This is a genomic window from Mesorhizobium sp. CAU 1741 (genome assembly GCF_039839275.1).
GTDB lineage: Bacteria > Pseudomonadota > Alphaproteobacteria > Rhizobiales > Rhizobiaceae > Aerobium.
Map to the genome: position 1 here is coordinate 190,488 of NZ_JBDOQP010000001.1, position 23,091 is coordinate 213,578.

Annotated in this window: 23 protein-coding genes; 8 read left to right on the forward strand and 15 right to left on the reverse strand. The window is 63.1% G+C overall.

The genetic code is table 11. The annotated features are described in order from the left end of the window. The first annotated feature begins 25 nt into the window (after window positions 1-25). Genes AAFN84_RS00905 through AAFN84_RS00930 form a run of 6 tightly spaced genes read left to right on the forward strand, consistent with a single transcriptional unit; the run spans window position 26 to window position 5,550 of the window. The gene (locus tag AAFN84_RS00905; protein WP_347512461.1) at window positions 26-1,114 is read left to right on the forward strand and encodes a microcin C ABC transporter permease YejB; all 1,089 of its coding nucleotides are present in this window, start codon (window positions 26-28) and stop codon (window positions 1,112-1,114) included. Further along, window positions 1,114-2,265, forward strand: a complete 1,152-nt coding sequence (locus tag AAFN84_RS00910) for an ABC transporter permease (RefSeq protein ID WP_347512462.1) — start codon at window positions 1,114-1,116, stop codon at window positions 2,263-2,265. Before AAFN84_RS00905 ends, AAFN84_RS00910 begins: the two co-directional genes overlap by 1 nt. Before the next feature lie 49 nt (window positions 2,266-2,314). Further along, window positions 2,315-2,563, forward strand: a complete 249-nt coding sequence (locus tag AAFN84_RS00915) for a type II toxin-antitoxin system VapB family antitoxin (protein ID WP_347512463.1) — start codon at window positions 2,315-2,317, stop codon at window positions 2,561-2,563. After that, entirely contained in the window at window positions 2,560-2,952 is a 393-nt protein-coding gene (locus AAFN84_RS00920) for a type II toxin-antitoxin system VapC family toxin (protein WP_347512465.1), read from the forward strand. Before AAFN84_RS00915 ends, AAFN84_RS00920 begins: the two co-directional genes overlap by 4 nt. Next, a complete protein-coding gene (locus AAFN84_RS00925; RefSeq protein ID WP_347512466.1) occupies window positions 2,949-4,577 on the forward strand; it encodes an ABC transporter ATP-binding protein in 1,629 nt (542 codons plus the stop codon). Before AAFN84_RS00920 ends, AAFN84_RS00925 begins: the two co-directional genes overlap by 4 nt. Window positions 4,578-4,599: 22 nt before the next feature. Continuing rightward, window positions 4,600-5,550 (forward strand): glyoxylate/hydroxypyruvate reductase A, encoded by a 951-nt coding sequence (locus AAFN84_RS00930; protein WP_347512467.1) that lies wholly within the window; start codon window positions 4,600-4,602, stop codon window positions 5,548-5,550. Window positions 5,551-5,561: 11 nt separating this feature from the next. Here the strand turns inward: AAFN84_RS00930 and AAFN84_RS00935 are convergent, their stop codons facing one another. The 3 genes from AAFN84_RS00935 to AAFN84_RS00945 all read right to left on the reverse strand — a co-directional run bounded on the left by AAFN84_RS00935 (window position 5,562) and on the right by AAFN84_RS00945 (window position 8,217). Then, complete coding sequence (locus AAFN84_RS00935; RefSeq protein WP_347512468.1) at window positions 5,562-6,422, reverse strand: NlpC/P60 family protein; 861 nt, start codon at window positions 6,420-6,422, stop codon at window positions 5,562-5,564. Further along, the gene (locus AAFN84_RS00940; protein WP_347512469.1) at window positions 6,419-6,769 is read right to left on the reverse strand and encodes a MarR family winged helix-turn-helix transcriptional regulator; all 351 of its coding nucleotides are present in this window, start codon (window positions 6,767-6,769) and stop codon (window positions 6,419-6,421) included. The genes AAFN84_RS00935 and AAFN84_RS00940 overlap by 4 nt, the downstream gene beginning before the upstream one ends. Window positions 6,770-6,840: 71 nt before the next feature. Continuing rightward, window positions 6,841-8,217: a leucyl aminopeptidase family protein gene (locus tag AAFN84_RS00945; RefSeq protein ID WP_347512471.1), complete on the reverse strand. Its 1,377-nt coding sequence runs from the start codon at window positions 8,215-8,217 to the stop codon at window positions 6,841-6,843. Window positions 8,218-8,622: 405 nt separating this feature from the next. Between AAFN84_RS00945 and AAFN84_RS00950 the strand changes: the two genes are divergently transcribed. Both AAFN84_RS00950 and AAFN84_RS00955 read left to right on the forward strand, forming a co-directional pair. Further along, window positions 8,623-9,438: a tetratricopeptide repeat protein gene (locus AAFN84_RS00950; RefSeq protein WP_347512472.1), complete on the forward strand. Its 816-nt coding sequence runs from the start codon at window positions 8,623-8,625 to the stop codon at window positions 9,436-9,438. Between the two features lie 122 nt (window positions 9,439-9,560). Continuing rightward, window positions 9,561-9,725 (forward strand): hypothetical protein, encoded by a 165-nt coding sequence (locus tag AAFN84_RS00955; protein WP_347512474.1) that lies wholly within the window; start codon window positions 9,561-9,563, stop codon window positions 9,723-9,725. A 30-nt stretch (window positions 9,726-9,755) separates the two neighbouring features. On the opposite strand, the gene AAFN84_RS00960 is transcribed toward AAFN84_RS00955, so the two are convergent. The 12 genes from AAFN84_RS00960 to AAFN84_RS01015 form a co-directional block, all read right to left on the reverse strand. Further along, entirely contained in the window at window positions 9,756-10,445 is a 690-nt protein-coding gene (locus AAFN84_RS00960; RefSeq protein WP_347512476.1) for a tRNA (guanosine(46)-N(7))-methyltransferase TrmB, read from the reverse strand. A 30-nt stretch (window positions 10,446-10,475) separates the two neighbouring features. Then, a complete protein-coding gene (metK, locus tag AAFN84_RS00965; protein WP_347512478.1) occupies window positions 10,476-11,720 on the reverse strand; it encodes a methionine adenosyltransferase in 1,245 nt (414 codons plus the stop codon). A gap of 173 nt (window positions 11,721-11,893) precedes the next feature. Then, entirely contained in the window at window positions 11,894-12,295 is a 402-nt protein-coding gene (locus tag AAFN84_RS00970) for a helix-turn-helix transcriptional regulator (RefSeq protein WP_347512479.1), read from the reverse strand. A gap of 142 nt (window positions 12,296-12,437) precedes the next feature. Continuing rightward, the gene (gene lnt, locus AAFN84_RS00975) at window positions 12,438-14,024 is read right to left on the reverse strand and encodes an apolipoprotein N-acyltransferase (protein WP_347512480.1); all 1,587 of its coding nucleotides are present in this window, start codon (window positions 14,022-14,024) and stop codon (window positions 12,438-12,440) included. A gap of 76 nt (window positions 14,025-14,100) precedes the next feature. Then, a complete protein-coding gene (gene hemH / locus AAFN84_RS00980; RefSeq protein WP_347512482.1) occupies window positions 14,101-15,165 on the reverse strand; it encodes a ferrochelatase in 1,065 nt (354 codons plus the stop codon). A gap of 83 nt (window positions 15,166-15,248) precedes the next feature. Further along, window positions 15,249-16,502 carry an AMP-binding protein gene (locus tag AAFN84_RS00985; RefSeq protein WP_347512484.1) on the reverse strand — a complete coding sequence of 418 codons (1,254 nt, stop codon included), beginning with the start codon at window positions 16,500-16,502 and terminating at the stop codon, window positions 15,249-15,251. A 40-nt stretch (window positions 16,503-16,542) separates the two neighbouring features. After that, window positions 16,543-16,875, reverse strand: a complete 333-nt coding sequence (locus AAFN84_RS00990; RefSeq protein ID WP_347513759.1) for a hypothetical protein — start codon at window positions 16,873-16,875, stop codon at window positions 16,543-16,545. A gap of 167 nt (window positions 16,876-17,042) precedes the next feature. Continuing rightward, the gene (locus tag AAFN84_RS00995; RefSeq protein ID WP_347512485.1) at window positions 17,043-18,488 is read right to left on the reverse strand and encodes a homospermidine synthase; all 1,446 of its coding nucleotides are present in this window, start codon (window positions 18,486-18,488) and stop codon (window positions 17,043-17,045) included. Between the two features lie 76 nt (window positions 18,489-18,564). Beyond that, entirely contained in the window at window positions 18,565-19,434 is an 870-nt protein-coding gene (locus tag AAFN84_RS01000) for a DUF3445 domain-containing protein (protein ID WP_347512487.1), read from the reverse strand. Between the two features lie 9 nt (window positions 19,435-19,443). Continuing rightward, complete coding sequence (locus AAFN84_RS01005; protein ID WP_347512488.1) at window positions 19,444-20,097, reverse strand: aminotransferase class IV family protein; 654 nt, start codon at window positions 20,095-20,097, stop codon at window positions 19,444-19,446. Next, window positions 20,046-21,203, reverse strand: coding sequence for an aminodeoxychorismate synthase component I (locus tag AAFN84_RS01010; protein ID WP_347512489.1), 1,158 nt, complete (start codon window positions 21,201-21,203; stop codon window positions 20,046-20,048). The genes AAFN84_RS01005 and AAFN84_RS01010 overlap by 52 nt, the downstream gene beginning before the upstream one ends. Before the next feature lie 29 nt (window positions 21,204-21,232). Continuing rightward, window positions 21,233-23,056 carry a M3 family oligoendopeptidase gene (locus tag AAFN84_RS01015; RefSeq protein ID WP_347513760.1) on the reverse strand — a complete coding sequence of 608 codons (1,824 nt, stop codon included), beginning with the start codon at window positions 23,054-23,056 and terminating at the stop codon, window positions 21,233-21,235. Between the last annotated feature and the right edge of the window lie 35 nt (window positions 23,057-23,091).

A 23,091-nucleotide genomic window follows, 5' to 3' on the forward strand; every position in this document is an offset into this window, starting at 1 on the left:
CAACATGCGATCCAGTAGGACTTGAATGGGCGCCTATATCCTTCGACGCCTGCTTTTGATGATCCCGACGCTGTTCGGCATCATGGCAATCTCCTTCATCGTGATACAGTTCGCACCGGGCGGCCCCGTGGAACAGGTGATCGCACGGATGACCGGCGACGGCGGTTCGCTGGACCGGATATCCGGGGGCGGCTCGGACCTCAGCCAGAACTTCGACAGCCAGGGGCAGTCGCAATATCGCGGCGCACAGGGACTCGACCCCGCTTTCATTGCTCAGCTCGAGGAGCAGTTCGGCTTCGACAAGCCGCCGCTCGAGCGTTTTTTCTCGATGATCTGGGACTATGCGCGTTTCGATTTCGGCGAGAGTTATTTCCGTGACATCTCGGTCATCGACCTGATCATCGAGAAGATGCCGGTATCGGTCTCGCTGGGCCTGTGGATCACGCTCATCTCCTATGCGATCTCGATCCCGCTCGGCATCCGCAAGGCGGTCAAGGACGGCTCGGCATTCGACGTTTGGACGAGCGGCATCGTCATCATCGGCTATGCGATCCCCGGCTTCCTGTTCGCCATCCTGCTGATGGTGCTGTTTGCCGGCGGTTCGTTCTTCGACTGGTTCCCACTGCGAGGGCTGGTGTCGGAGAACTGGCAGGAACTTTCCTGGCCTGAGCGCATCCTCGACTATTTCTGGCATCTCGCGCTACCGCTCACCGCCATGGTGTTGTCGGCCTTTGCGACGACGACCCTGCTCACAAAGAACTCGTTCCTCGATGAAATCCGCAAACAATATGTCGTCACGGCGCGGGCGAAGGGCCTGTCCGAGCGCCAGGTGCTGTATGGCCACGTGTTCCGCAACGCCATGCTGATCATCATCGCGGGTTTCCCCGGGGCGTTCATCTCCGCCTTCTTCACCGGCTCGCTTCTCATCGAGAACATCTTCTCGCTCGACGGGCTGGGGCTGCTGGGGTTCCGCTCGGTCCTCGACCGCGACTATGCCGTGGTCTTCGCCACCCTCTACATCTTCTCTCTCATCGGTCTCGTGGTCAGCCTTCTCTCAGATCTCACCTATACGATGATCGACCCGCGCATCGATTTCGAGCGGAGGGAGGTCTGATGTCAGACATCATTGCAAAGGGCGAGGTGGAGAAAACCCGCGAGACCGTGCAGCGGCCCTGGCTATCGCCGCTCAACAAGCGGCGCTGGCAGAACTTCAAGGCCAACCGGCGCGGCTACTGGTCGCTATGGATTTTCCTTGTCCTGTTCATCCTGTCGCTGTTTGCCGAGTTCATCGCCAACGACAAGCCTGTCATCGCGTCCTACAATGGCGAGATCCTGTTCCCGGTGCTGGTCGACTATCCCGAAGAGAAGTTCGGCGGCTTCCTCGCGGTCACGGACTACCGCGATCCGGTCATCAGCGAGGAGATCGAAGCCAATGGCTGGATCGTCTGGCCGCCAATCCGCTATTCCTATCGCACGGTCAACAACGACATACCGGAAGCCGCTCCAGCGAAGCCGTCATGGCTCTATGACGAGGAGACACGATGCAGCCGCTATTTCGAGGGCGTCGATGATGCCGCCTGCACGGTTGGCAACTGGAACTGGCTCGGCACCGACGATCAGGCGCGCGACGTGCTGGCCCGCATCATCTACGGCTTTCGCATTTCGGTGCTCTTCGGCCTGATCCTGACGCTTGCATCGGCGGTGATCGGCGTCTCCGCAGGTGCGGTACAGGGCTATTTCGGCGGCTGGACCGACCTGATCTTCCAGCGGGTGATCGAGATCTGGTCCTCGATCCCGGTCCTCTACCTGATCCTCATCATCGCGGCCGTGTTGCCGCCCGGCTTCTTCATCCTGCTGGGCATCATGCTGCTGTTCTCGTGGGTCGCGTTCGTGGGCGTGGTCCGCGCGGAGTTCCTGCGGGCGCGCAATTTCGAATACGTCAACGCCGCACGGGCGCTCGGCGTCTCCAACCGCACGATCATGTTCCGGCACCTGCTGCCCAACGCGATGGTCGCGACGCTGACCTTCCTGCCCTTCATCCTCAACGGCTCGATCACGACGCTGACGTCGCTCGACTTCCTCGGTTTCGGCCTGCCTCCGGGCTCGGCTTCGCTGGGCGAACTGCTGCGGCAGGGCCAGCGCAACCTCAATGCGCCCTGGCTCGGCATCACCGGCTTCCTGACCTTGTCGATCATGCTGTCGCTGCTGATCTTCGTCGGTGAGGCCACCCGGGATGCCTTCGATCCGAGGAAGACGTTCAGATGAGGCGGAGGGTGTGGTATAAAGAGCCGATCTTTCTACCATGGAGGCCTTGATGGGCCTGAATATCAAGAACCCGGAAGTGCAGAAACTTGCAAAACAGGTGGCGGCCGAAACGGGAGAAACGATGACATCCGCTATCCAGCATGCTCTCGAAGAGAAGCTTGCGAGGCTTCAACGAGACCGCGATGTTGTGGAAAAGAAGCGCAGAATACGCGAGATCATCGATTCCCTTCCTCCGCCCCCGCCTGGCATCACCAGCGATCACTCCGACCTTTATGACGAATGGGGATTGCCCAAGTGATTGTTGATGCCTCGGTGATACTTTCGATGTTGCTGAAGGAGCCGGACGAAGCGCTCTTTTCCGATTTCATTGGTGAAACACCGGACGAACTTGTCATGTCCCCGGTAAACTATCTCGAAGTTTCACTGCGAATCGACCGCGGGGACATGCCGCAACTATCCGAGGCTCTCGATCCTCTGCTTGGACGCCTCGGCGTCTCGATTGCGACCGTCAACGAGCGGCAGGCCAAGCTTGCCCGTCAAGCGTTCCAGCGTTACGGCAAAGGCAATCACGCTGCCCAGCTCAACCTTGGTGACTGTTTCGCCTATGCGCTCGCCAAAGCCCGGAGCGAACCGCTGCTCTTCAAGGGCGACGATTTCCGCCAGACCGATGTCGAGGCAGCACTTTGACCGAAACTCTCCTCTCTGTCCGCGATCTCTCGGTGGCCTTCGCCCAGGGTGGCAAGGAAACGCTTGCTGTCGACCGCGTGTCGTTCGACATCGCACGCGGCGAGACGGTTGCCCTGGTGGGCGAGTCCGGGTCCGGAAAGTCGGTCACGGCGCTCTCGGTGCTCAAGCTTCTGCCCTACCCATCGGCCAGCCATCCGTCGGGTGAAATCCTGTTTCATGACGAGAACCTGCTGGGCAAGAACGAGCGGGCGCTGCGCAAGGTGCGCGGCAACAAGATCACCATGATCTTCCAGGAGCCGATGACCTCGCTGAACCCGCTTCACACCATCGAGAAGCAGATCGGCGAAGTTCTCAAGATCCATCAGGGCATGGGCGAAGCCGATGCGCGCAAACGCACGCTCGAGCTTCTGCACGAGGTCGGCATTCAGGAGCCGGAGCGGCGGCTCGGGGCCTATCCGCATCAGCTCTCCGGCGGTCAGCGTCAGCGCATGATGATCGCCATGTCGCTTGCCAACGAGCCGGAACTGTTGATCGCGGACGAGCCGACAACCGCGCTCGACGTCACCGTTCAGGCACAGATCCTCGAATTGCTGGGCAAGCTCAAGCACAGGAACGGCATGTCGATGCTGTTCATCACCCATGATCTTGGCATCGTGCGCCGCATCGCCGATCGTGTCTGCGTCATGACAGCCGGCAAGATCGTCGAGACCGGGCCGACAAAGGAAATCTTCGAGAACCCGCAGCATGAATACACCCGGCATTTGCTTGCCGCCGAGCCGAAGGGGCAACCGCCAAGGGCCGATGCCTCGGCTGCCACGGTCATGAAGGGAGAACAGATCAAGGTCTGGTTTCCGATCAAGCAGGGCTTCTTCCGCCGCACCGTCGATCACGTGAAGGCGGTCGATGGTGTCGACGTGGAGGTCAAGGCGGGGCAGACACTCGGTGTTGTGGGCGAGTCCGGATCCGGCAAGACCACCCTTGGGCTCGCCTTGTCGCGCATGATTTCCTCGCAGGGCAAGATCAGGCTCGGCCAGACCGACATCGATGCGTATTCGTTCCGCGACATGCGGCCGCTGCGCCGCGAGATGCAGATCGTTTTCCAGGACCCGTTCGGTTCCCTGAGCCCGCGCATGTCGGTCTCCGAAATCATCGAGGAAGGCCTGCGTATCCACGAGCCGAAGCTTTCCGCCGAGGAGCGTGACGCGATGGTCGTGGATGTGCTGAACGAGGTCGGTCTCGACCCGGGGACGCGCTTTCGCTATCCGCACGAGTTTTCCGGGGGGCAGCGGCAGCGCATCGCCATCGCGCGGGCGATGGTGCTGAAGCCGCGCTTCGTGATGCTCGACGAACCGACGTCGGCGCTCGACATGAGCGTGCAGGCGCAGGTCGTCGACCTGCTGCGCGACCTCCAGCGCAAGCATGAACTCGCCTATCTCTTCATCAGCCATGATCTGAAAGTGGTGCGCGCGCTCTCGAACGACGTCGTCGTCATGCGCGGCGGCAAGGTGGTCGAGCACGGGCCGGTCGAGCAAATCTTCGAGAATCCGCAAACCGATTACACCAAGGCGCTCATCGCCGCCGCCTTCGACATTGCCACCGCGCCGGTCGGCGTCGTGAGCCAATAGACCAGCCAGGCCGGAGCCTTCCATGTCCAGCACCTTGCGCAGGCGTATCCTGCTTTCCGTCACTGGTTACAATCCCCAGCACTGGGTGGATCTGTTGTCTGCCGAGCATGACGTCGTGCTGGAATCCGCCGGCGCACAGGATGCATCCATCGACTATGCCGTGGTCTGGAAGCACCCGCACGGCGTGCTCTCCGGCCTGCCGAACCTGAAGGCCATCCTCTCGCTAGGCGCCGGGGTCGACCATATCCTCAACGACCCGCAATTGCCCGAGGTGCCGATCGTGCGGATTGTTGCAAACAACCTCACGCAGCACATGGTCGAATACGTCACCTGGCGCGTCCTGGACCATCACCGGCAAGGGCTTACATATCGTGACCTCCAGGCACAGAAATTGTGGGACGAGCCACCGCAGCCCGCTGCCGACGAGGTCGCCGTCGGCATCATGGGGCTGGGCCAGCTTGGCCGGGCTGCGGCGAAGGCTCTGATGGCCGTCGGCTTTCGGGTCAATGGCTGGACGCGGACGCCAGGCGCAATGGACAGGGTCACCGGTTTTCACGGCCAGGGACAGCTTGCCGCCTTTCTGGCCGCGACCGACATCCTCGTCGTGCTGCTGCCACATACCGCGTCGACGGAAGGGATCATCGACCACGCATTGCTGAGCGGACTGCGGCGCGACAATCGTCTGGGAGGCGCGGTGCTGATCAATGCCGGTCGCGGCAAGCTTCAGAAGGAAGCCGACATTCTGCGCGCGCTCGATGACGGCACGCTGAAGGAGGCCAGCCTCGACGTGTTCGAGACGGAGCCGCTGCCCGAGGCGAGCCCGCTATGGTCGCATCCGCGTGTCTTCGTGACTCCCCATGCGGCGGCAACCTCCGATCCCGTCCATCTCGCGCCGCTGATGCTGGAGCAGATTGCCCGCCATGAGCGCGGTGAAGAGTTGGAGAACGTGGTGGACCGCAGCGCCGGATATTGAGGCCGCGCTCGCTACGGCCGCCGAAACCCGGTCGGCAGGCCATAGAGGTACCCGATCCTGTCTACCGCTTCCCGTAGCGGTTCGCTCGACACCATCATCGTATGGCCGTTGGCGTGGATGACGTTTTCGCTGTCGAGCATGATCGCGACGTGCCCCTTCCAGAAGACAAGGTCGCCACGGGCGAGGCCTGTAAGCTCGTCGCCGATGTCCAGAACCTCTCCGACGGAGCGTGCCTGCATGTCGGTGTCGCGCAGGACGTCGCGTCCGGCGATGCGCATCGTAAGCTGCACGAGGCCGGAACAGTCGATCCCGAAGGCACTCGTGCCGCCCCACAGATAGGGCGTGTATTCCAACATCTCGGTGACGGACACAAAGTCGGACGCAGCCTCGCCGACCGGCTGCAGGTGGGTCGCCACGATCGCCTCGCCGGTATCGAGCAGGCAATAGTCGGTGCCGCGTGTTGTAGCAGAGCCGGTTATATCGACGAGGCTGCCGATCGACAGGCACGCCGTCGACGGCTTCTTCATATCCGGTTCGCGATAGACGAAGGTGCGGGGCGCGACGACGACATGAGTCGCGCTGGACGCATGATGGTCGAGCCCGGCAGACGAGATATAGCCAACATAGGAGTCGCGCTCTGCCTGCACCCAGGCGAAGCCTTCAGCCTCCTCAAAGACCGTGACGGCGTCGCCCATCAAGAGCTGGGTGTCGATGCCGGCATCGGGCCGTGGCGCGGATTTCACGTCGAGCACCGGCACGCAGACACGTCCGCCACGGCCGGTCTCATAACGCCGCGCGTCCGTTTTCCCCTTAAGGCGTGCGTCGGCGAGGTCGGGCCTGAAGGCGTGCAGCCGCCGGTCGAGTTCGTTCACAGTGGCAACTCCGATGCCTTGCCGATCACTACGTCGCCGAAACGCTCGACGAACAGGGAGCCCTCGACCGTGCGCTTGACGAGCACGTTGCGCTTGTCGGTCTCGTCGCGATGGCGCGAGACCAGTTTGAGCGCGCCCATCGTATCGAGGGCGCGAGTGATCACCGGCTTGGTGACGTTCAGCTTTGCCGCCAAGCCGCGCACAGTGTGCGGCGGTGAATCCAGATAGACCGTCAGGAGGATTGCCATCTGGCGCATGGTCAGGTCGTGCATTCCCCCATGCACTTCGGCCAGGTTCACCTGCTGCCAGAGCCGCAGCGACTGGCTGGGACGCATCGCGATCGCCATACTCATCCACACGAAAGGAAATCGTTTCGGTTCCGTTTCATTCAAGCGCGAAACGGACCCGTGCGCAAGCGTCAGCCGCCATAGCGCTGCAAAAGGACTTCCTCGATCGCGCGAATGCCCTGGGCTTCGCCGCCGACCGGGCAGTGTGGCCGCTCCATCGGGCTCCACCCGAAGACATCGAAGTGGACCCAGCTTGCCGTCCGGTCCACGAACCGCTTGAGGAACAGGGCCGCCGTTACCGCACCGGCGAAACCGTCCGACGTCACATTGTTGAAGTCGGCGATCTTGGACGAAAGCTTCTTGTCGTAGGGCGCCCACAGCGGGAGGCGCCACAACGGATCGGCGACCTTCTGCGAGGCAGCCGCCAAGGCGGCGGCAAGTGCGTCGTCGTCGGTGAAGAATGGGGGCAGGTCAGGCCCGAGTGCAACGCGTGCAGCACCCGTCAACGTCGCCATGTCGACGAGAAGGGCCGGTTCATCCTCGTCGGCGAGGGCCAGCGCATCTGCAAGGACGAGGCGGCCTTCCGCATCCGTGTTGCCAATCTCGACGGTCATGCCCTTGCGGCTGGTCAGCACGTCGCCGGGACGAAATGCATCGCCGGAAATGGCGTTCTCGACCGCCGGTATCAGAACCCGCAATCGTACGTTCAGCTTGCCCGCCATGATCATCGAGGCGAGCCCGAGCACGTTGGCGGCGCCGCCCATGTCCTTCTTCATCAGCAGCATGCCGGACGCAGGCTTGATGTCGAGACCGCCGGTGTCGAAGCAGACGCCCTTGCCCACAAGCGTCACCCTGGGGGCGCTTCGAGGGCCCCATGTCAGGTCGATCAGGCGGGGTGCCTGTGCTGCGGCGCGGCCGACGGCGTGGATCATGGGAAAGTTCTTCTTGAGAAGCTCGTCTCCCGAAATCACCTTCACGGTGGCCTTGTGGCGCTTCGCCAGGGTGCGCACGGCTTCTTCGAGGGCATCCGGCCCCATGTCGCTGGCCGGAGTGTTGATCAGGTCGCGCGTGAGGAAGACGCCGTCGGCGCGGCGGTTGACCGCGTCGATGCCGGCTCCCTTCGGCGCCGCGAACGAGATGTCGCTGCCATCCTGCTTGCGATAGCGCGAGAACGCGTAGGAGCCGAGCATCAGCCCGAGCATCGCAAGATCGGCGTCATCCGGGGCGTTGGCGAAATGCCAGTCGCCGGCCGGCAACTGCCTTGCCAGCGTGCCGGTGGCAAGGCCAGAGAACCCGCTGTGGTCCGCAGGTGCGCCGAACAGTGCGCCGGCTATGCCGCCGTCTTCCCCGGGCAGCATCAAAACGCGGCCTTCCTGTCCATGAAAGCCGTTCGCTTCCGCCCATGCCCTGGAGCGTTCGCCGATGTCGACGTTCGCGAAGGCTTCCTTGGTGACGATGTACACGGGCAAAGAAGCGGCGGTGGGCTTTGCTGTCAGTTGAAGCGGCATTCGATGTTCCCCAAGACGCGCGCACGGACGAGAATGCGCTTCAGCTTTCACGTGATATCAGGGGTTTAAAGCGAGATCGTGTTCGACGCCAGATGCGCGTGAAACGTTTGCCGAATACGCGCACGGCCTGTGAGGCGGGGCGACTGCGGGCCGGGCGGGACAGGTGCTCGTCTGCCGTTTCGTTGGCCAAGGGGAGAAACCGGGAAAATCCCTTTGTTCGCCGTACCGCCATGCCCGGTTGACGCGGCCCGCAGCATTATCCCAATGCGTTTCGGCCCATTTCGGTTGCGTCCGCTGGCAACCCGGCATGCCCGGCGTTAACGCTCCATTAGGGTTAACGGAATACTTCTGCCCTGCGATATGCAGCCCGAAGGGGCACGAATTAGCAGGGAGAGCCGGGGTCAAATGCCGTCCATCCGCGACACGAATGGGAAACAACGACGCCTCGCAGCGATTGCGGCTTCGGCGATCCTGGCCGCTGCGCTGGCGGGCTGTGCCAACACCGACCGCATCAAGACGGGCTCCATCAATCGCGGCGGCTCAGAACCGATCGCATCGATGTCTTCCGAGCAACTCGCCTCGACCGCCGAATCGCTCGGCAAGGCCTATGCCAGCGACCCGAAGGACATCAACGTGGCCATGCGCTATGCGGCGGTGCTGCAGATGAACGGCCGCACGGACCAGTCTCTGGCGGTGATGCGCAAACTTGCGATCGACTATCCCCGCGAGCGTCAGGTGCTTGCCGCCTATGGTAAGGCACTGGCCTCCGCCGGCGAACTGGAACCGGCACTGGACGCCGTGCGCCGCGCGCAGACGCCTGAATATCCCGACTGGAAGCTCTTGTCTGCGGAAGGCGCCATTCTCGATCAACTGGGAAACTACGCCGAGGCGCGTGAGCTCTACCGGCGGGCGCTAGACCTGCAGCCGGGGGAGCCCTCCGTGCTGTCGAACCTTGGCATGTCGCATCTCCTGGAAGGCGATCTCAAGACCGCCGAGACCTACATGCGGCAGGCAATCGACTCGCCTGCCGCAGACAGCCGCGTACGCCAGAACCTTGCCCTCGTCGTGGGCCTCCAGGGCCGGTTCGATGAAGCCGAGACGATTGCGAGCCAGGAACTGTCGCCTGAAGAGGCGACCGCCAACGTGGCCTACCTGCGCTCGATGCTTTCCCAGCAGAATTCCTGGAATGAGCTGCGAAGCGAGGAAAACAACACCGACTGACGTATCGCCCTGCTGATGCTGCGGTGCACAAAAACGCATGGCGGCCATGCGAAATCGCGTCTGGCTAAAGCCACGCCCGCCACCTACCTATGTTGCATCGCACAATCAACGAAGCAACGGTCATGGCAACAAGACATCTGACGAGGGGAATCTCCGAGTTCCTCGACATAGTGGGAAGCGCACTCGCCGTCTCGGCGGCCACGCGTGAACACCGTCGCGCCAGGGATGCAGATCTCCTGCGTCTCGGCATCGACCCGGTCCAGTTCCGCGCCATCAAGCGCTTCTAAGCAGGCAGCCAGCCTGCGCGGCTGACTGGCCTACTGGCGCACGAACGTCAGGTAGGCTGGTCGCCGGCCTTCCCTTAAGGCCTTCGCTTCATAGCGGGTGCCCGGCCAGCCCTCATAGGGCTCGTGCCAGTCGCGGGACGTCACCGCCCGCCATCCGAACGCGTCATGAGCGCGACAGGCAAGAAGCGTCCAGTCGACATAGGTGTCGATGTCGGACGCAAAGCGGAACACGCCGCCGCTCTTGAGTACTCTCGCAAATCGATCCAGATTGGCCGCGTTGACGAAACGTCGCTTCCAGTGGCGCTTCTTCGGCCATGGGTCGGGATAGAACAGGTCGATCCCGTCGAGCGATGCAGTTGGCAGCCAGTCTAGCAGCCGCGTCGCGTCGTCGTCGTAGAGCCGAAGGTTTGGCCTCGGCTCCTGCTGCAGGCGAGAGGCAAGCTTCGCCATTCCGTTGACGAAGGGCTCGACACCGATGAAACCGACACGCGGATAGCGTCCGGTCTCATGGTGCAGGTGCTCGCCGCCGCCAAATCCGATTTCCAGCCGCACCCCTTCGACATCGGTACCGAACAGCGCTTGCAGATCGGTGGGCGAAGGCTGGGAAAGGTCGAGCTTCAACTCCGGCAAAAGCCGGGCAACGGCGTCCTCCTGAGCGGGGCTCAAAGACTTGCCGTGACGACGGCCGAAGAATGCTTCCGTCGCTCGCGTGCGTCTCATCGGCTGGTCCCGGTCGAAAGGTAGCGACGCTCAGGCCGCCACCGCCTCCTTGAGCGCCTTGACAAGATCGGTCTTCTCCCAGGAGAAGGAACCGTCGCGGCCCGGCTTGCGGCCGAAATGGCCGTAGGCCGCCGTTCTGGCATAGATCGGCTTGTTGAGGTCGAGATGCTTGCGGATGCCGGTTGGCGAGAGATCCATCACCTTGCGAACGGCGCGTTCAACCTGTTCCTCGGTGGTGTTCTTGCCGGTGCCATGCAGGTCGACATAGACGGAGAGCGGCTGCGCGACGCCGATAGCGTAGGAAAGCTGGATCGTGCAGCGGTCGGCGAGCTTCGCGGCCACGACGTTCTTGGCGAGGTAGCGGGCCGCGTAGGCCGCAGAGCGGTCCACCTTGGTGGTGTCCTTGCCCGAAAACGCGCCGCCACCGTGCGGCGCCGCGCCGCCATAGGTGTCGACGATGATCTTGCGGCCGGTCAGGCCTGCATCACCATCCGGGCCGCCGATCACGAACTTGCCCGTCGGGTTGATGTACCAGTTGCAGTCGTCCGCGATCTTGAGGTCGCCCAGCGCCTCGCGGATGTAAGGCTCGACGACCTGGCGCACCTTCTTTGAGTCCCAGCTTCCGTCCAGATGCTGGGTCGAGAGCACGATCGAGACCGCTTCCGCGGGCTTTCCGTCGGCGTAGCGCACCGTTACCTGGCTCTTGGCGTCCGGTCCGAGCTTGCCGGCATCGCCTTCACCCTTGTGACGGGCGGCTGCCAGCAATTCGAGGATCTTGTGGCTGTAATAGATCGGCGCCGGCATCAGGTCCGGCGTCTCGTTGCAGGCGTAGCCGAACATGATGCCCTGGTCGCCGGCACCCTCCGCGCCCTGCTGGTCGGATGCGTTGTCGACACCCTGCGCGATGTCGGCGGATTGCGAATGCAGCAGAACGTCGATCTTGGCCGTCTTCCAGTGGAAGCCGTCCTGCTCGTAGCCGATGTTTCTGATCGCCTTGCGCGCCGCAGACTTGAAGCGCGACGGGTTGATGACCTTGTTGCCGTTCTTGTCGAGCTTGAACAGCGTGTCGGGGATACGGACCTCGCCCGCGATCACCACGCGATTGGTGGTGGTCAGCGTCTCGCATGCGACACGCACGGTCCAAGGGTCGACGCCAGTCTTCTTCGCTTCACGGTAAACCAGATCGACGATCTCGTCCGAGATGCGATCGCAGACCTTGTCCGGGTGACCTTCGGATACGGACTCACTCGTAAAAAGATAGTTCTGGCGCGACACGGGTATCCCCTCTGGAAAGAAAAAGCCGGAGACTCGTCCGGCGAAGACAGCACGTGTTACCCGTGGCGGCGCCGCCGCGTCAAGCAAGCAGCCTGCGCGGAACGGCTATGACAGGAACTGAATTTCCCTGGCAGGCGTCGCCAGCGGCGTGCGGCAGGGGAACTGACGGACGGTTACTCGTCGTCGGCCAGCGCCCGCACGAGATCGATGATCTTGCTGCGCACCTTGGGGTCGGAAATCCGCACGAAGGCGCGGTTGAGCCGAAGGCCCTCCGTGCTGGAGAGGAAGTCGACGACATAGGTCGTGGAGCTTTCCTCGGCGAGGCCCTGAGGATTGCCGCCGGGCGCGTCCTCGAAAAAGAAGGAGACCGGCACTTCGAGAATGGAAGCGATCGCCTGCAGCCGGCTGGCACCGACGCGGTTGGTTCCCTTCTCGTATTTCTGGATCTGCTGGAACGTGATGCCGAGGCTTTCGCCGAGCTTTTCCTGGCTCATGCCCAGCATGTTTCGACGCAAACGTATCCGCCCACCGACATGAATGTCGATCGGGTTCGGCTTTTTCTTGTTGTCCGGCATCTGTCCCTCACCGTTGCCAGTCCAAGGTATGCTCGTATGACCCACATTCCTCGGCCGATGCGGTGCGGCTGGAGCCCCATCGATCCAGCTTCCGAATCCCGGCAAACGACCGCTGCAATATGAATCTCTAATATACCTGATGTCAATCGAAGCGGCGCCGGTCGCGGATCGACGCCAGTATCGTCCACAGACCAAGAATGACAAGAACTCCCATTCCGGCAAGGCGCGGATCGAACGCAGACGTCAATCGCTGCCGTGGAACCGCGATATCCAGCACGCCAATCGCATCCATCCCAAAGGCGTCGATGGTGCGGCCATAGGCATCGACCACGCCTGAAATGCCGTTGTTGGCGGACCGCACGAGTGGCCTTCCCGCCTCTACTGCGCGGATCTGAGCCTGACGAAAATGCTGGTAGGGGCCAGGCGTGTCGCCAAACCACGCATCGTTGGTGATGTTGAGGATCAGGTCGGCATCTTCGCCGCCATGTCCGGCGATGCCGGGAAAGATGATCTCGTAGCAGATGAAGGGCAGGGCCGTGACGCCGCCGGCTGTCGTGATCGGGCGGCGCTGGGACCCGGCGGAGAAATCGGCCACCGATTCCACCAGGCGCGACATGCCGAGGCGCGACAGCAGCCCGGACAGCGGCAGATATTCGCCGAAGGGAACCAGCCTGATCTTGTCGATCGCATCATAGGTTTCGCCGCCGTCGTTGATGGCGGTGACGGAATTGTAGTAGCGGGCGGACCGATCTGCGCTTCCGCGCTCCATGCGCACCGCGCCGACCATGAGCGTCTGGCCGTCCTCGACCAGTTCCCCCAGTGCCACGAGCGCGTCCGGCCGCTCGGAAAGGATAAAGGGCACCGCGGTCTCGGGCCACACGATCAGGTCTGGCGGTGGAGAGCCTGCAGGCTGCGGACGCCGCGACATGTCGAGATAGGTGGAAAAGATGCTGTCGCGCATCTGTGCGTCCCACTTGCTGGACTGCACGATCGATGGCTGCACGAGGCGGACGTGCAGGAGTGGCTCCTCGCTTGCCGTCTGAGCGGTCGACAGGCGATAATAGCCAAAGCCGGCGTGCAGCATCATCAGGAGCGCGGCAAGCGACAGTCCGAAGATCCTCCCCCTGCGCGCGGCAAGCACGGCCGGCATCGCAAAGACCAGGACGACGAGCGCATTCATGCCAACCATGCCGATGACGGTAACCGTCTGCATCAGCAGGGGCACCGGCATCGCGGCCTGACCGATCGCGTTCCAGGGGAAGCCGGTCAGCACGAACGTGCGCAGCCATTCGGCGACGCCGAAACCCAAGGCGATCGCGGCGATGCGTCCGGCGCCGTCGCTCCACGCCAGGCGGGCGAGGGCGGTGGCGACACCGTAAAAGACCGCGAGCAGCGCCGGCAGGCCGAAGATCGCGAGCGGCAGGGCCCAGGCGAAGGCGTCCGCCTCGACGAGCAGTGCATTGCCGACCCACCAGAGGCCGGCGACGAAATAGCCGAAGCCGAACCACCAGCCGATCAGGAAAGGGCGCAGCAGGCGCTGGACGAACCGTTCGCCTGGCCGTCCCGCCGCGCCATCAAGCAGCCACACCAGTACGGGGAAAGAAATGAACCCAACGGCAAAGAAATCGAATGGCGGTTGCGAAAGTGCGGCGACCGCGCCGGCGAGGAATGCCGCCAGCGCCCGCCGCCACCCCCACAACAGTATCACCTTGCCGGCAAGGCGCTCCATCAGGTCCCCGGATCCGTGCGAATCAGCCTGCCCGAACTTCTATCAGCGGCAGGCATTCGCTCCAACTCGAATGCGGTCAGAGCCAGCCGCCGAGTTGCCGGCGCACGAGATGTTCGATCATGGCGATGCTGTCGTCGCCGTCGTTGAGGCAGGGTATGTGGGAGAAGCGCTCGCCACCGGCATGCATGAAGATTTCGCGGACCTCGCCGTCGATCTCCTCGAGGGTCTCGATGCAATCGGCCGAGAATCCGGGATTGATGATGGCAATCTTGCGCACGCCCTCGGTGGCAAGCCGCTGCACGGTCGCATCCGTATAGGGCTTTATCCATTCCTCGCGCCCGAACAGTGACTGGAATGTCGTGATCAGTCGCTTGTCATCCCAGCCAAGGCGCTCGCGCAGCAGCCGCGTCGTCTTCTGGCAATGGCAATGATAGGGGTCGCCCTTCTCGAAATAGGAGATCGGGATGCCGTGGTAGGAAGCCAGCACGACCTCCGGCTCGAAATCGAGCCCCGCGAGATGCGTCTCGACCGAACGTGCGAGCGCCTCGATATAGGCCGGTTCATCATGATAGGGCGGCAGGGTGCGGACCGCCGGCATGAAGCGCATCTTCATCAGTGCGCGGTAGAACTGGTCGTTGGCCGTTGCCGTCGTGGTCGCGGAATATTGCGGATAGAGCGGCACGCACAGGACGCGGTCGCATCCCTGTGCCGTCAGCCGTTCGAGCGCGCTCTCGATCGACGGGTTGCCATAGCGCATTCCCCATTCGACAACGATGGACGGCTCATCGCCAAATGCCGCAGCAAGTTTGTCGGCCTGGCCGCGCGTGATGGTGCGCAACGGCGATTCATCCTTCTCGCGGTTCCAGATCTTCTCATAGTTGGCGCCGGTCTTCTGCGGCCGCGTGTTGAGGATGATGCCGAACAGGATCGGGTACCATTTCCACTTCGGTATCTCGATGACCCTTGCGTCCGAAAGGAATTCGCTGAGATAACGTCTGACGGAGCGATAGTCGGTAGCGTCCGGCGTTCCGAGATTCGTCAGGAGCACGCCGATGCGGCCCTTGCGTACCGTGGGATGTCCGGCGGGCAGTGGTCCCACTGCCGTCGCCTTCTGCCTTTCGATCGTCGTCTCGATGCCCATCCGACCACTCCTTGCAACCCGTGCGGAAACTAGGGATCGGCCATGGCTTTGCAATAGGCCTGCTTGCCGCACCTTGGTTGCGGTCAGCCGGCGTAGTCGCGCTCGTCCGCGATGATCTTGCCGTCGTTGGGCAGAGAACCGGCGGGGACGAGCCGAACCGAACCGCCGAGCTTGGTGATCTCCCGCAGGGAAGACTCGATGGCGCCGACGTCCGGCGTCGCGCCCTCGGTGAGTTCGGCGTGGAGCGCCATGGCGTCGCGTGCGCCGTCACGCGTGACGATCAGCCGGGCCTTGGCGATACCGCCGTGCCGCGCGACGATCTCGGCGACCTGCCGGGGATCGACGAACATGCCTTTGACCTTGGTACGCTGGTCGGCCCGGCCCATCCAGCCCTTGATGCGCATGCCGGTCCTGCCACACGGTGATTGTCCCGGCAGCACTGCCGAGAGGTCGCCCGTGCCAAGCCGAACCATGGGATAGGCGGGATTGAGGCTGGTGACGACGACCTCGCCCACTTCCCCTTCCGCCACCGGGTCTCCGGTCCCTGGACGTACGATCTCGACGATCAGGTCTTCATTGACAATCATGCCCGGATTGGGTGCGCCGTGCTCGTCTGCGCTTTCATAGGCAATGACGCCGAATTCGGCCGTCGCATAGCACTGGAAGACGCGCACTCCGCGTGCCCGATACTCGTCGCGAAGCGATGGAAAGAGCGCCCCGCCGGAGACCAGTCCGAGGCGGATCGAGGAGAGATCCTTTCCGGTCTCCGCCGCCCGGTCGAGCATCACCTTGAGGAAATCGGGCGTCCCCGCGAATGCGCTGGGCCGAAGCGCTGCCGCAGCCTCAACCTGCATGTCGGTGTTGCCGGTCCCGGCTGGAAAAACGGTGCAGCCGAGCGCGCGCGCGCCATGGTCCATCATGAAGCCGCCGGGCGTCATGTGATAGGAAAAAGCGTTGTGGACAATGTCACCGGTCCGCATGCCGGCGGCGAAAAAGGCGCGCGCCGCCTGTGCCGGATCAGCGCTCAGCCCCTGCGGCTCCCAGATTGGGCCAGGCGACAGAAACACCCTGCCGCCGCGCAGGTGAGCAGGATTGGCAAAGCCGCCGAAAGGCGGCTGCTTCGCCTGCATCTCCATGAGATCGGACTTGTGAAGCACGGGCAGTCGTGCAAGCGCTTCACGCGATACGAGCGAGGCGAAGTCGACCGCGCCCAGCCAGGCGCTCAGTCCGGGGACATCGTCGACGACGGAGGCGAGAAACCGGGGCAGCCGTGCGAACGAATCCGCTTCGCGTGCGTCTGGCGCACGGCGTTCGAGGTCGTCGAAACTGGCTGCCATGGTTCCTCCCTCAACCGCAGGCCCGCCGATCGTTATGGCGTCAGCCGATACCCTGCGCGCGTCGCATGAGCGAGAACTGCTGGCCAGCGGAACTGGTGCAGTTGAGCTGTGTCGGCGAGACCAGCGCACAATTGACCTGCGTTGTGGTCTGGCGGATCAGTGACGTCACAGAGATGGACACCGTCGAGGGATCGACCTGCGTATAGTTGCCTTCGGCCAGCTTGTTGCCGGTGTCGGTTGCAAGCGTCTCGAAGAATCCATTCGTGAACCGGGAGATCGCGACCCCGTCAGTGCTCACCCAGTCACCCTCGAAGCCCGTCCGCACAGGTGCCGGCATCGTCGGTCCGCCGCGCATTGGCGGTGGTCCGGCCATATTCTGGCAGCCAGCCAAGCCAATCATGGCAAGCATCACCGCCGCCGTTCCAATCTTGCCCGCATTCATCATCCCGATAGTCCTCTCGTCGGTACGACTGACTTTTCAATCGCTGTTTTTCCGGGCGAAAGCAAGATTGCCAACCGCCATCACCCCGCGCCTAACGCTCAACGAACAAGAATGTTGCGGAATTGCCAGGGATCGGTCTCGTCAATGTCTTCCGGGAACAGTCCGGGCCTCAGGTCGAGCGGCGTCCAGTCGGTGTAGTATCCCTTGACCGGGCCGAGATAGGGCGACTGAATTTCAAGGCAGCGGCGAAAGTCCATCTCGTCGGTTTCGACGATGCCGGCATTGGGGTTTTCAAGCGCCCAGACCATGCCAGCGAGCACTGCGGACGTCACCTGAAGGCCCGTCGCATTCTGGTATGGCGCGAGTTCACGGGCCTCATCCAGCGAGAGCTGGGAGCCATACCAATATGCGTTCTTGCCGTGGCCGTAGAGCAGGACACCGAGTTCGTCGACGCCGTCGATCAGTTCGTTCTCATCAAGCACATGCTGGACCGGCTGGGCCTTGCCGGCTGCACCGAACATCTCGTGCAGCGAAAGCACGGCGTCGTTGCAGGGGTGATAGGCGTAGTGACAGGTTGGGCGGTAGACGACCGCGCCGTCGCCGTCGCGTACGGTGAAGAAGTCGGCGACCGAAATCGCCTCGTTATGGGTTACCAGAAATCCGTAGTGCGGTCCCGGCGTCGGGCACCAGGAGCGTACACGCGTGTTTGCGCCCGGCTGGTCGAGGTAGATCGCCGCCTTGCAGCCGGATTTGTGCTGGACCGCATTGGCGGGCATCCAGCGCTCATGGGTTCCCCAGCCCAGTTCCGCCGGCTGAAGGCCTTCGGCGATGAAGCCTTCGACAGACCATGTGTTCCAGAAAACGTTAAGCGGTTTCGGCTCGCGGGCACGTTGGGTGTCGCGCTCGGCGACATGGATGCCCTTGACGCCCGCCTTCTGCATCAGCGCAGCCCAGCCTTCGCGGTCGGCCGTGGCCGGTTCCACGAAGTCGAGACCCAGCTCAGTCGCCAGATCCAGCAGCGCCTGCTTTACGAACCACGACACCATGCCCGGGTTGGCTCCGCAGCAGGAGACAGCCGTCGTTCCGCCTGGATTGGCGCGTGTCTCCGCCTTCACCCGTTCGCGAAGTGCGTAATTGGTCCTGGACGCGTTGTCGGCGTCCTCGTCGAAGTAGAAGCCGAGCCAGGGTTCGACCACGGTATCGATGTAAAGAACACCGAGCTTGCGGCAGAGCTTCATCAGGTCGAGCGACCCGGTGTCGACCGACAGGTTGACGCAGAAGCCCTGGCCCGAACCCTCCGTGAGAAGCGGGGTGAGGAACGCCTCGTAATTGTCCCGCGTCACATGCTCCTGCACGAAATGGATGCCGTGCTGGTCGAGCAGCGCCTTGTCCTCGTCGAGAGGGTCGATCACCACCATGCGCGACTTGTCGAACCTGAAGTGCCGCTCGATAAGCGGCAGCGTGCCCCTCCCGATGGAGCCAAAACCGATCATCACGATCGGGCCGGTGATCTCACCATGGACGGGTGGGGCGGGGTCGGCCATTGCGGGAGCTCCATGGCAATTGCGGATCAGGCGCTAAACCATAGAAACACGTCACAATCAACAAAAGGCAAGGTGGTCAACCGGCAGCGATGGCGCGCAGCGACGCGACCAGCCGGTCGCGGTCGGCGGTCAGCCCCTTGTAGTCGAGCTGGGCGGCATCGAGTTCGCCGAGCTGCTCGGCGAAGGAGGCGGCGACGGTTGCACGGTCCGGGTGGCTTGCCAGACGCCGCATCGGATCAAGGTGGATGCGGATGGTGAAGAGAATGTCGCCGGAGCGGGGCAGCTTGCGCAGTGTCTGTCGCTCGACGCGAATAAACGCAGCGGCGCCAGGGTCTTCTCCGAAGCGGGACGGCTTTGATGTCGCCCGTTCGTCGCGCTGGAAGCCTGAGAGCGGGTGGTAGAGATCGGGGTTCGTCTGCAGCGACCAGTTCCATCGCATCACGAACTGGCCCTGGAGATTGTCGAACATGCGCTCGATCAGGCCGGCATTGCGTGTTCCCGCGCCGAACTGAGGCACCGGCGCGTGGATGTCGGCGAGCGGCCGGCCGAACTTTTCGGCAAGCGACCACGACGAGGGGAAGCATAGCGATGCGGCCGCCAGGCGCCAGCCATTGGCGCTCCGACGCATGAGGACGAGATCTTCCTGCACCATGAGCGCCGCCGCCTTGAGAGGCGGGAGTTCGGGGTCGGCAGATGCAACCGAGAGTTCGGGAAATCGTGTCGCGAGGTGATCCCGCAGTAAGGTGAAGACCTCATGCTGGGCGTCCACGGTGTCGGCTTCCGCCGCGAAGACGTCGCCGGAACGCTCGGCATAGAGGCGGCGCTTCTCGGCAATGTATGCTTCGTGATGCGCATCGATTTCGATCCACTCGGCCGGGTCAAGTGGCTTCAGCCCGATCGTGAAGGGCTTGGAGGAGCCGTCAAAGGGGGTGTGGGGCGGCGTCATGTGCTCTCCTCACGCCAGCGTTGCCGGTATCAGGCCGCGCAGTGAATTGCCGACGAATATGCCGCTGGCGGCTTCGATGCCCTCAAGCCGAACCACGGCTTCGACGGCATCGCCGTCTGCGAGCAGCTGTTCGCGCAGAACGCCTGCGAGAAGGCCACATGAGAGCGGAGGCGTCACGAACGGACCTTCCGCCCATTTGACGAAAAGGGTTGTGATCGTTCCTTCGCAAACTTCGTCCTTCTCGTTCAGGAGCAGGACCTCGTCGGCTTCGGTGGCGGGAAACTCGGCCCGCGCTGCCTCGTATGCCGCACGACGGGACGTCTTGTGGCGCAGAAACGGATCGGCGGAATCCAGTCGCCGGGACGCAACTTTCAGCTTCCAGATAGCGCCTTTGTCCAATGGCAGGAACGGCCAGGTCTCGACTGTGGCGCCATCGCGATCAAGGGCGATGCGCACCCGCAAAGGCGCATCGGCTTCGAGTGCCGCCAGATGGCTTCGGATCGCCGCCGGATCGAAACTGATTTCAAACGCGGCGGCAGATGCTGCGAGGCGCGCCATGTGCAGGTCGGCGCGCTTGATGCCGGCTCCCGGTTCCCACCGCATCGTCTCGATCAGGTGGAAGCCGGTCTCTCGCCCGTCGCGAAGCGCCCCTTGAGCAGGCATTCGTCATATTCTCCTTCGGCGGTGGAATCGAAGACTACGCCACCGCCGACATTGAACACGGCCTGTCCGTCGGGGAAAAGCGAGATCGTCCGGATGGCGACGTTGAAGCGCATCGCGCCGTCCGGCGCCATCCAGCCGATTGCCCCGCAATAGACGTCGCGCGGCGTCTCCTCCAATTGGCGCAGGATTTTCATCGCGCTGATCTTCGGCGCCCCGGTGATCGAGCCGCAGGGAAACAGCGCCGCCAGTATATCGCGGAACGTCAGGCCTTGCAGCAGGCGGGCGCGGACCAGGCTGACCATCTGATGGACGGTCGGATAGGTCTCGACCCTGAACAATTCGGGCACATGCAGTGTGCCGACCTCGCTGATGCGTGAAATGTCGTTGCGCAGGAGATCCACGATCATGCGGTTCTCCGCCTGATTCTTGGGATCGCTGCGCAGGAAGGTCCGCAACGCCTCGTCTTCCTCCGGCGTCCTGCCGCGCGGTGCGGTCCCCTTCATCGGCAATGTCTCGATCCAGCGATCGCGCGTGACGCCGAAGAAGAGCTCGGGAGAGCGCGACAGCACGATAGGACCATCAAGGTCGATGAAAGCGCCGTAGCGCACCGGTTGCCGTTCGCTCAGCGCGGCGAAAAGCGATAGTGGGTCTCCGCCCCAATCGGCGTCCACCGGAAATGTCAGATTGGCCTGATAGCAGTCCCCCTCACGCAGGTGACGATGGACGCGTTCGAAGGCGGATGCGTAGCGTTCTCGCGACCAGGTGGCGCGGGGATGCGCCAGAAACGCGTTGGTTTTTTCGTCATCCAACCGCCCCGCGCGCAGGCTTTCGTTGTCGAGGCCGTCGAAAACGCCGAAACACAGAAGCGGCGCCCTGCGGTCCGAAGGCAGCGCCCCGATCAGGGCCGGATCCAGCAGATAACCAGCCTCGTAGGAAATATATCCGGCCAGCCACTTGCCGGCGCGGCGCGCAGCCTCGACTGCGTGGAGCGCAGCCTCGAACTCGTTAGGTTCCCAGGCGACTATGAAGTTGGCAGGGCGGGAGAATACCATCTCCTGCCCTTCCAGATCGTTCCGGAAGCACGCAACCTGGCGTCTTTGATGCATTCTGTCCCGCGCGTGTCAGATGCGGCGCTTCAACCGTCCATGGCCTCGAGTTCGTCGATCAACCCTTCGATGACCGACAATCCCTTGTCCCAGAACGCCGGGTCGGAGGCGTCGAGCCCGAACGGCGCGAGCAATTCCGAGTGGTGCTTGGTGCCGCCAGCCCTCAGCATCTCGAAATATTTCTCCTGAAAGCCGCTCTCGGCATTCTGATAGACCGCGTAGAGCGAATTCACCAGACAGTCGCCGAACGCGTAGGCATAGACGTAGAACGGCGAGTGGATGAAGTGGGGGATGTAGGTCCAGAACGTGTCGTACCCCTCGCGCAGCCGGATCGCGGGACCGAGACTCTCGGCCTGAACCTCCAGCCACAATTCGCCGATGCGATCGGCGGTCAGTTCGCCCTTGCGGCGCTCGACATGGACCTTGCGTTCGAACTCGTAGAACGCGATCTGGCGCACGACCGTGTTGATCATGTCCTCGACCTTCTGGGCGAGCATGGCCTTGCGCTCGCGCCGGTCCGTGGTGCGCTCGAGCAGCGAACGGAAGGTCAGCATCTCACCGAACACGGAAGCGGTCTCCGCGAGCGTAAGCGGGGTCGGCGCCATCAAGGGGCCCTGTGCGCCAGCCAGCACCTGGTGGACACCGTGACCGAGCTCATGCGCCAACGTCATCACGTCGCGCGGCTTGCCCATGTAGTTCAGCAGCACATAGGGGTGGGCCGACGGCACTGTCGGATGGGCGAATGCACCGGGCGCCTTGCCGGGCCGCACGGGAGCATCGATCCAGCCCTTGTCGAAGAAGTCGCGGGCGATCTCCGCCATCTGCGGATCGAAGGACTGGTATGCGGACAGAACGGTATTGCGCGCCTCGTCCCAGCCGATCGTCGCCTTCGGCGTATCGGGCAAAGGCGCGTTGCGATCCCAGTGGCTCATCTGCTCCATGCCAAGCCATCTGGCCTTCATCGCATAGTAGCGGTGCGACAGTCGCGGATAGGCGGCCCGGACGGCGGCGGCCAGCGCGTCGACGACCTCGCGCTCGACGCGGTTGGCCAGGTGGCGCGAATCCGCGATGTCCTTGAAGCCGCGCCAGCGATCGGAAATCTCCTTGTCCTTGGCGAGCGTATTGGTGACGAGCGTGAAGGTACGCAAGTTGTCGCGGAACGTCCTGGCGAGCGCTTCGGCCGCGGTCTGGCGGACCTCGCCATCGGAATCCTGCAGCCGGTTGAGTGCCTGCTCGAGACCGAGCTTCTCCCCGTCGACGTCGAACTGCAGGCTGGTCATCGTCTCGTCGAACAAGCGGTTCCAGGCGCCGCGCCCGGTGATCGACTTCTCATGGAAGAGCTGCTCGATGCGGTCTTCGAGCTGGTAAGGCTTGTCTTTCCTGAGGTCCAGCACCCATGGGCGGTAATGGCCGAGTACGGGGTCCGCCGCCAGCGCCTTCTCGATCAACTTGTCGTCGATGAGGTTCAGTTCGAGCCCGAAGAACAGCAGGTGAGCGCTGGCATCTGTGAGTTTTTCCTGCACATCGCCATAAAGCTTCGCACGGCGGGGGTCCGACGTGTCGCCGGCATAGATCAGCCCGGCATAGGAGCCGATGCGGCCCATGAGGTCGTCCAGTCCTTCATATTCCTTGACCGCCGCGCCCAGCCCGGCGTCGCCGGTTCTTGCAGCCGCATCGGCGAGCGTGCCTTTCCAGCGGCTCTCGAAGGCGGTCGCCTCTTCGGCGGCGCGTGCAAGGTCACGCTGAAGCTCGGGCGCATCGATGCCCGAATACAGGTCAGACAGGTTCCACTCGGGAAGATTGTCGAGCAGGGACGCGCCCTCGCTCGACCCGTGGAGCGACGGCACGCGCATGAATTGCTCAGAAAGGGATGGCATTCGACTCCGCT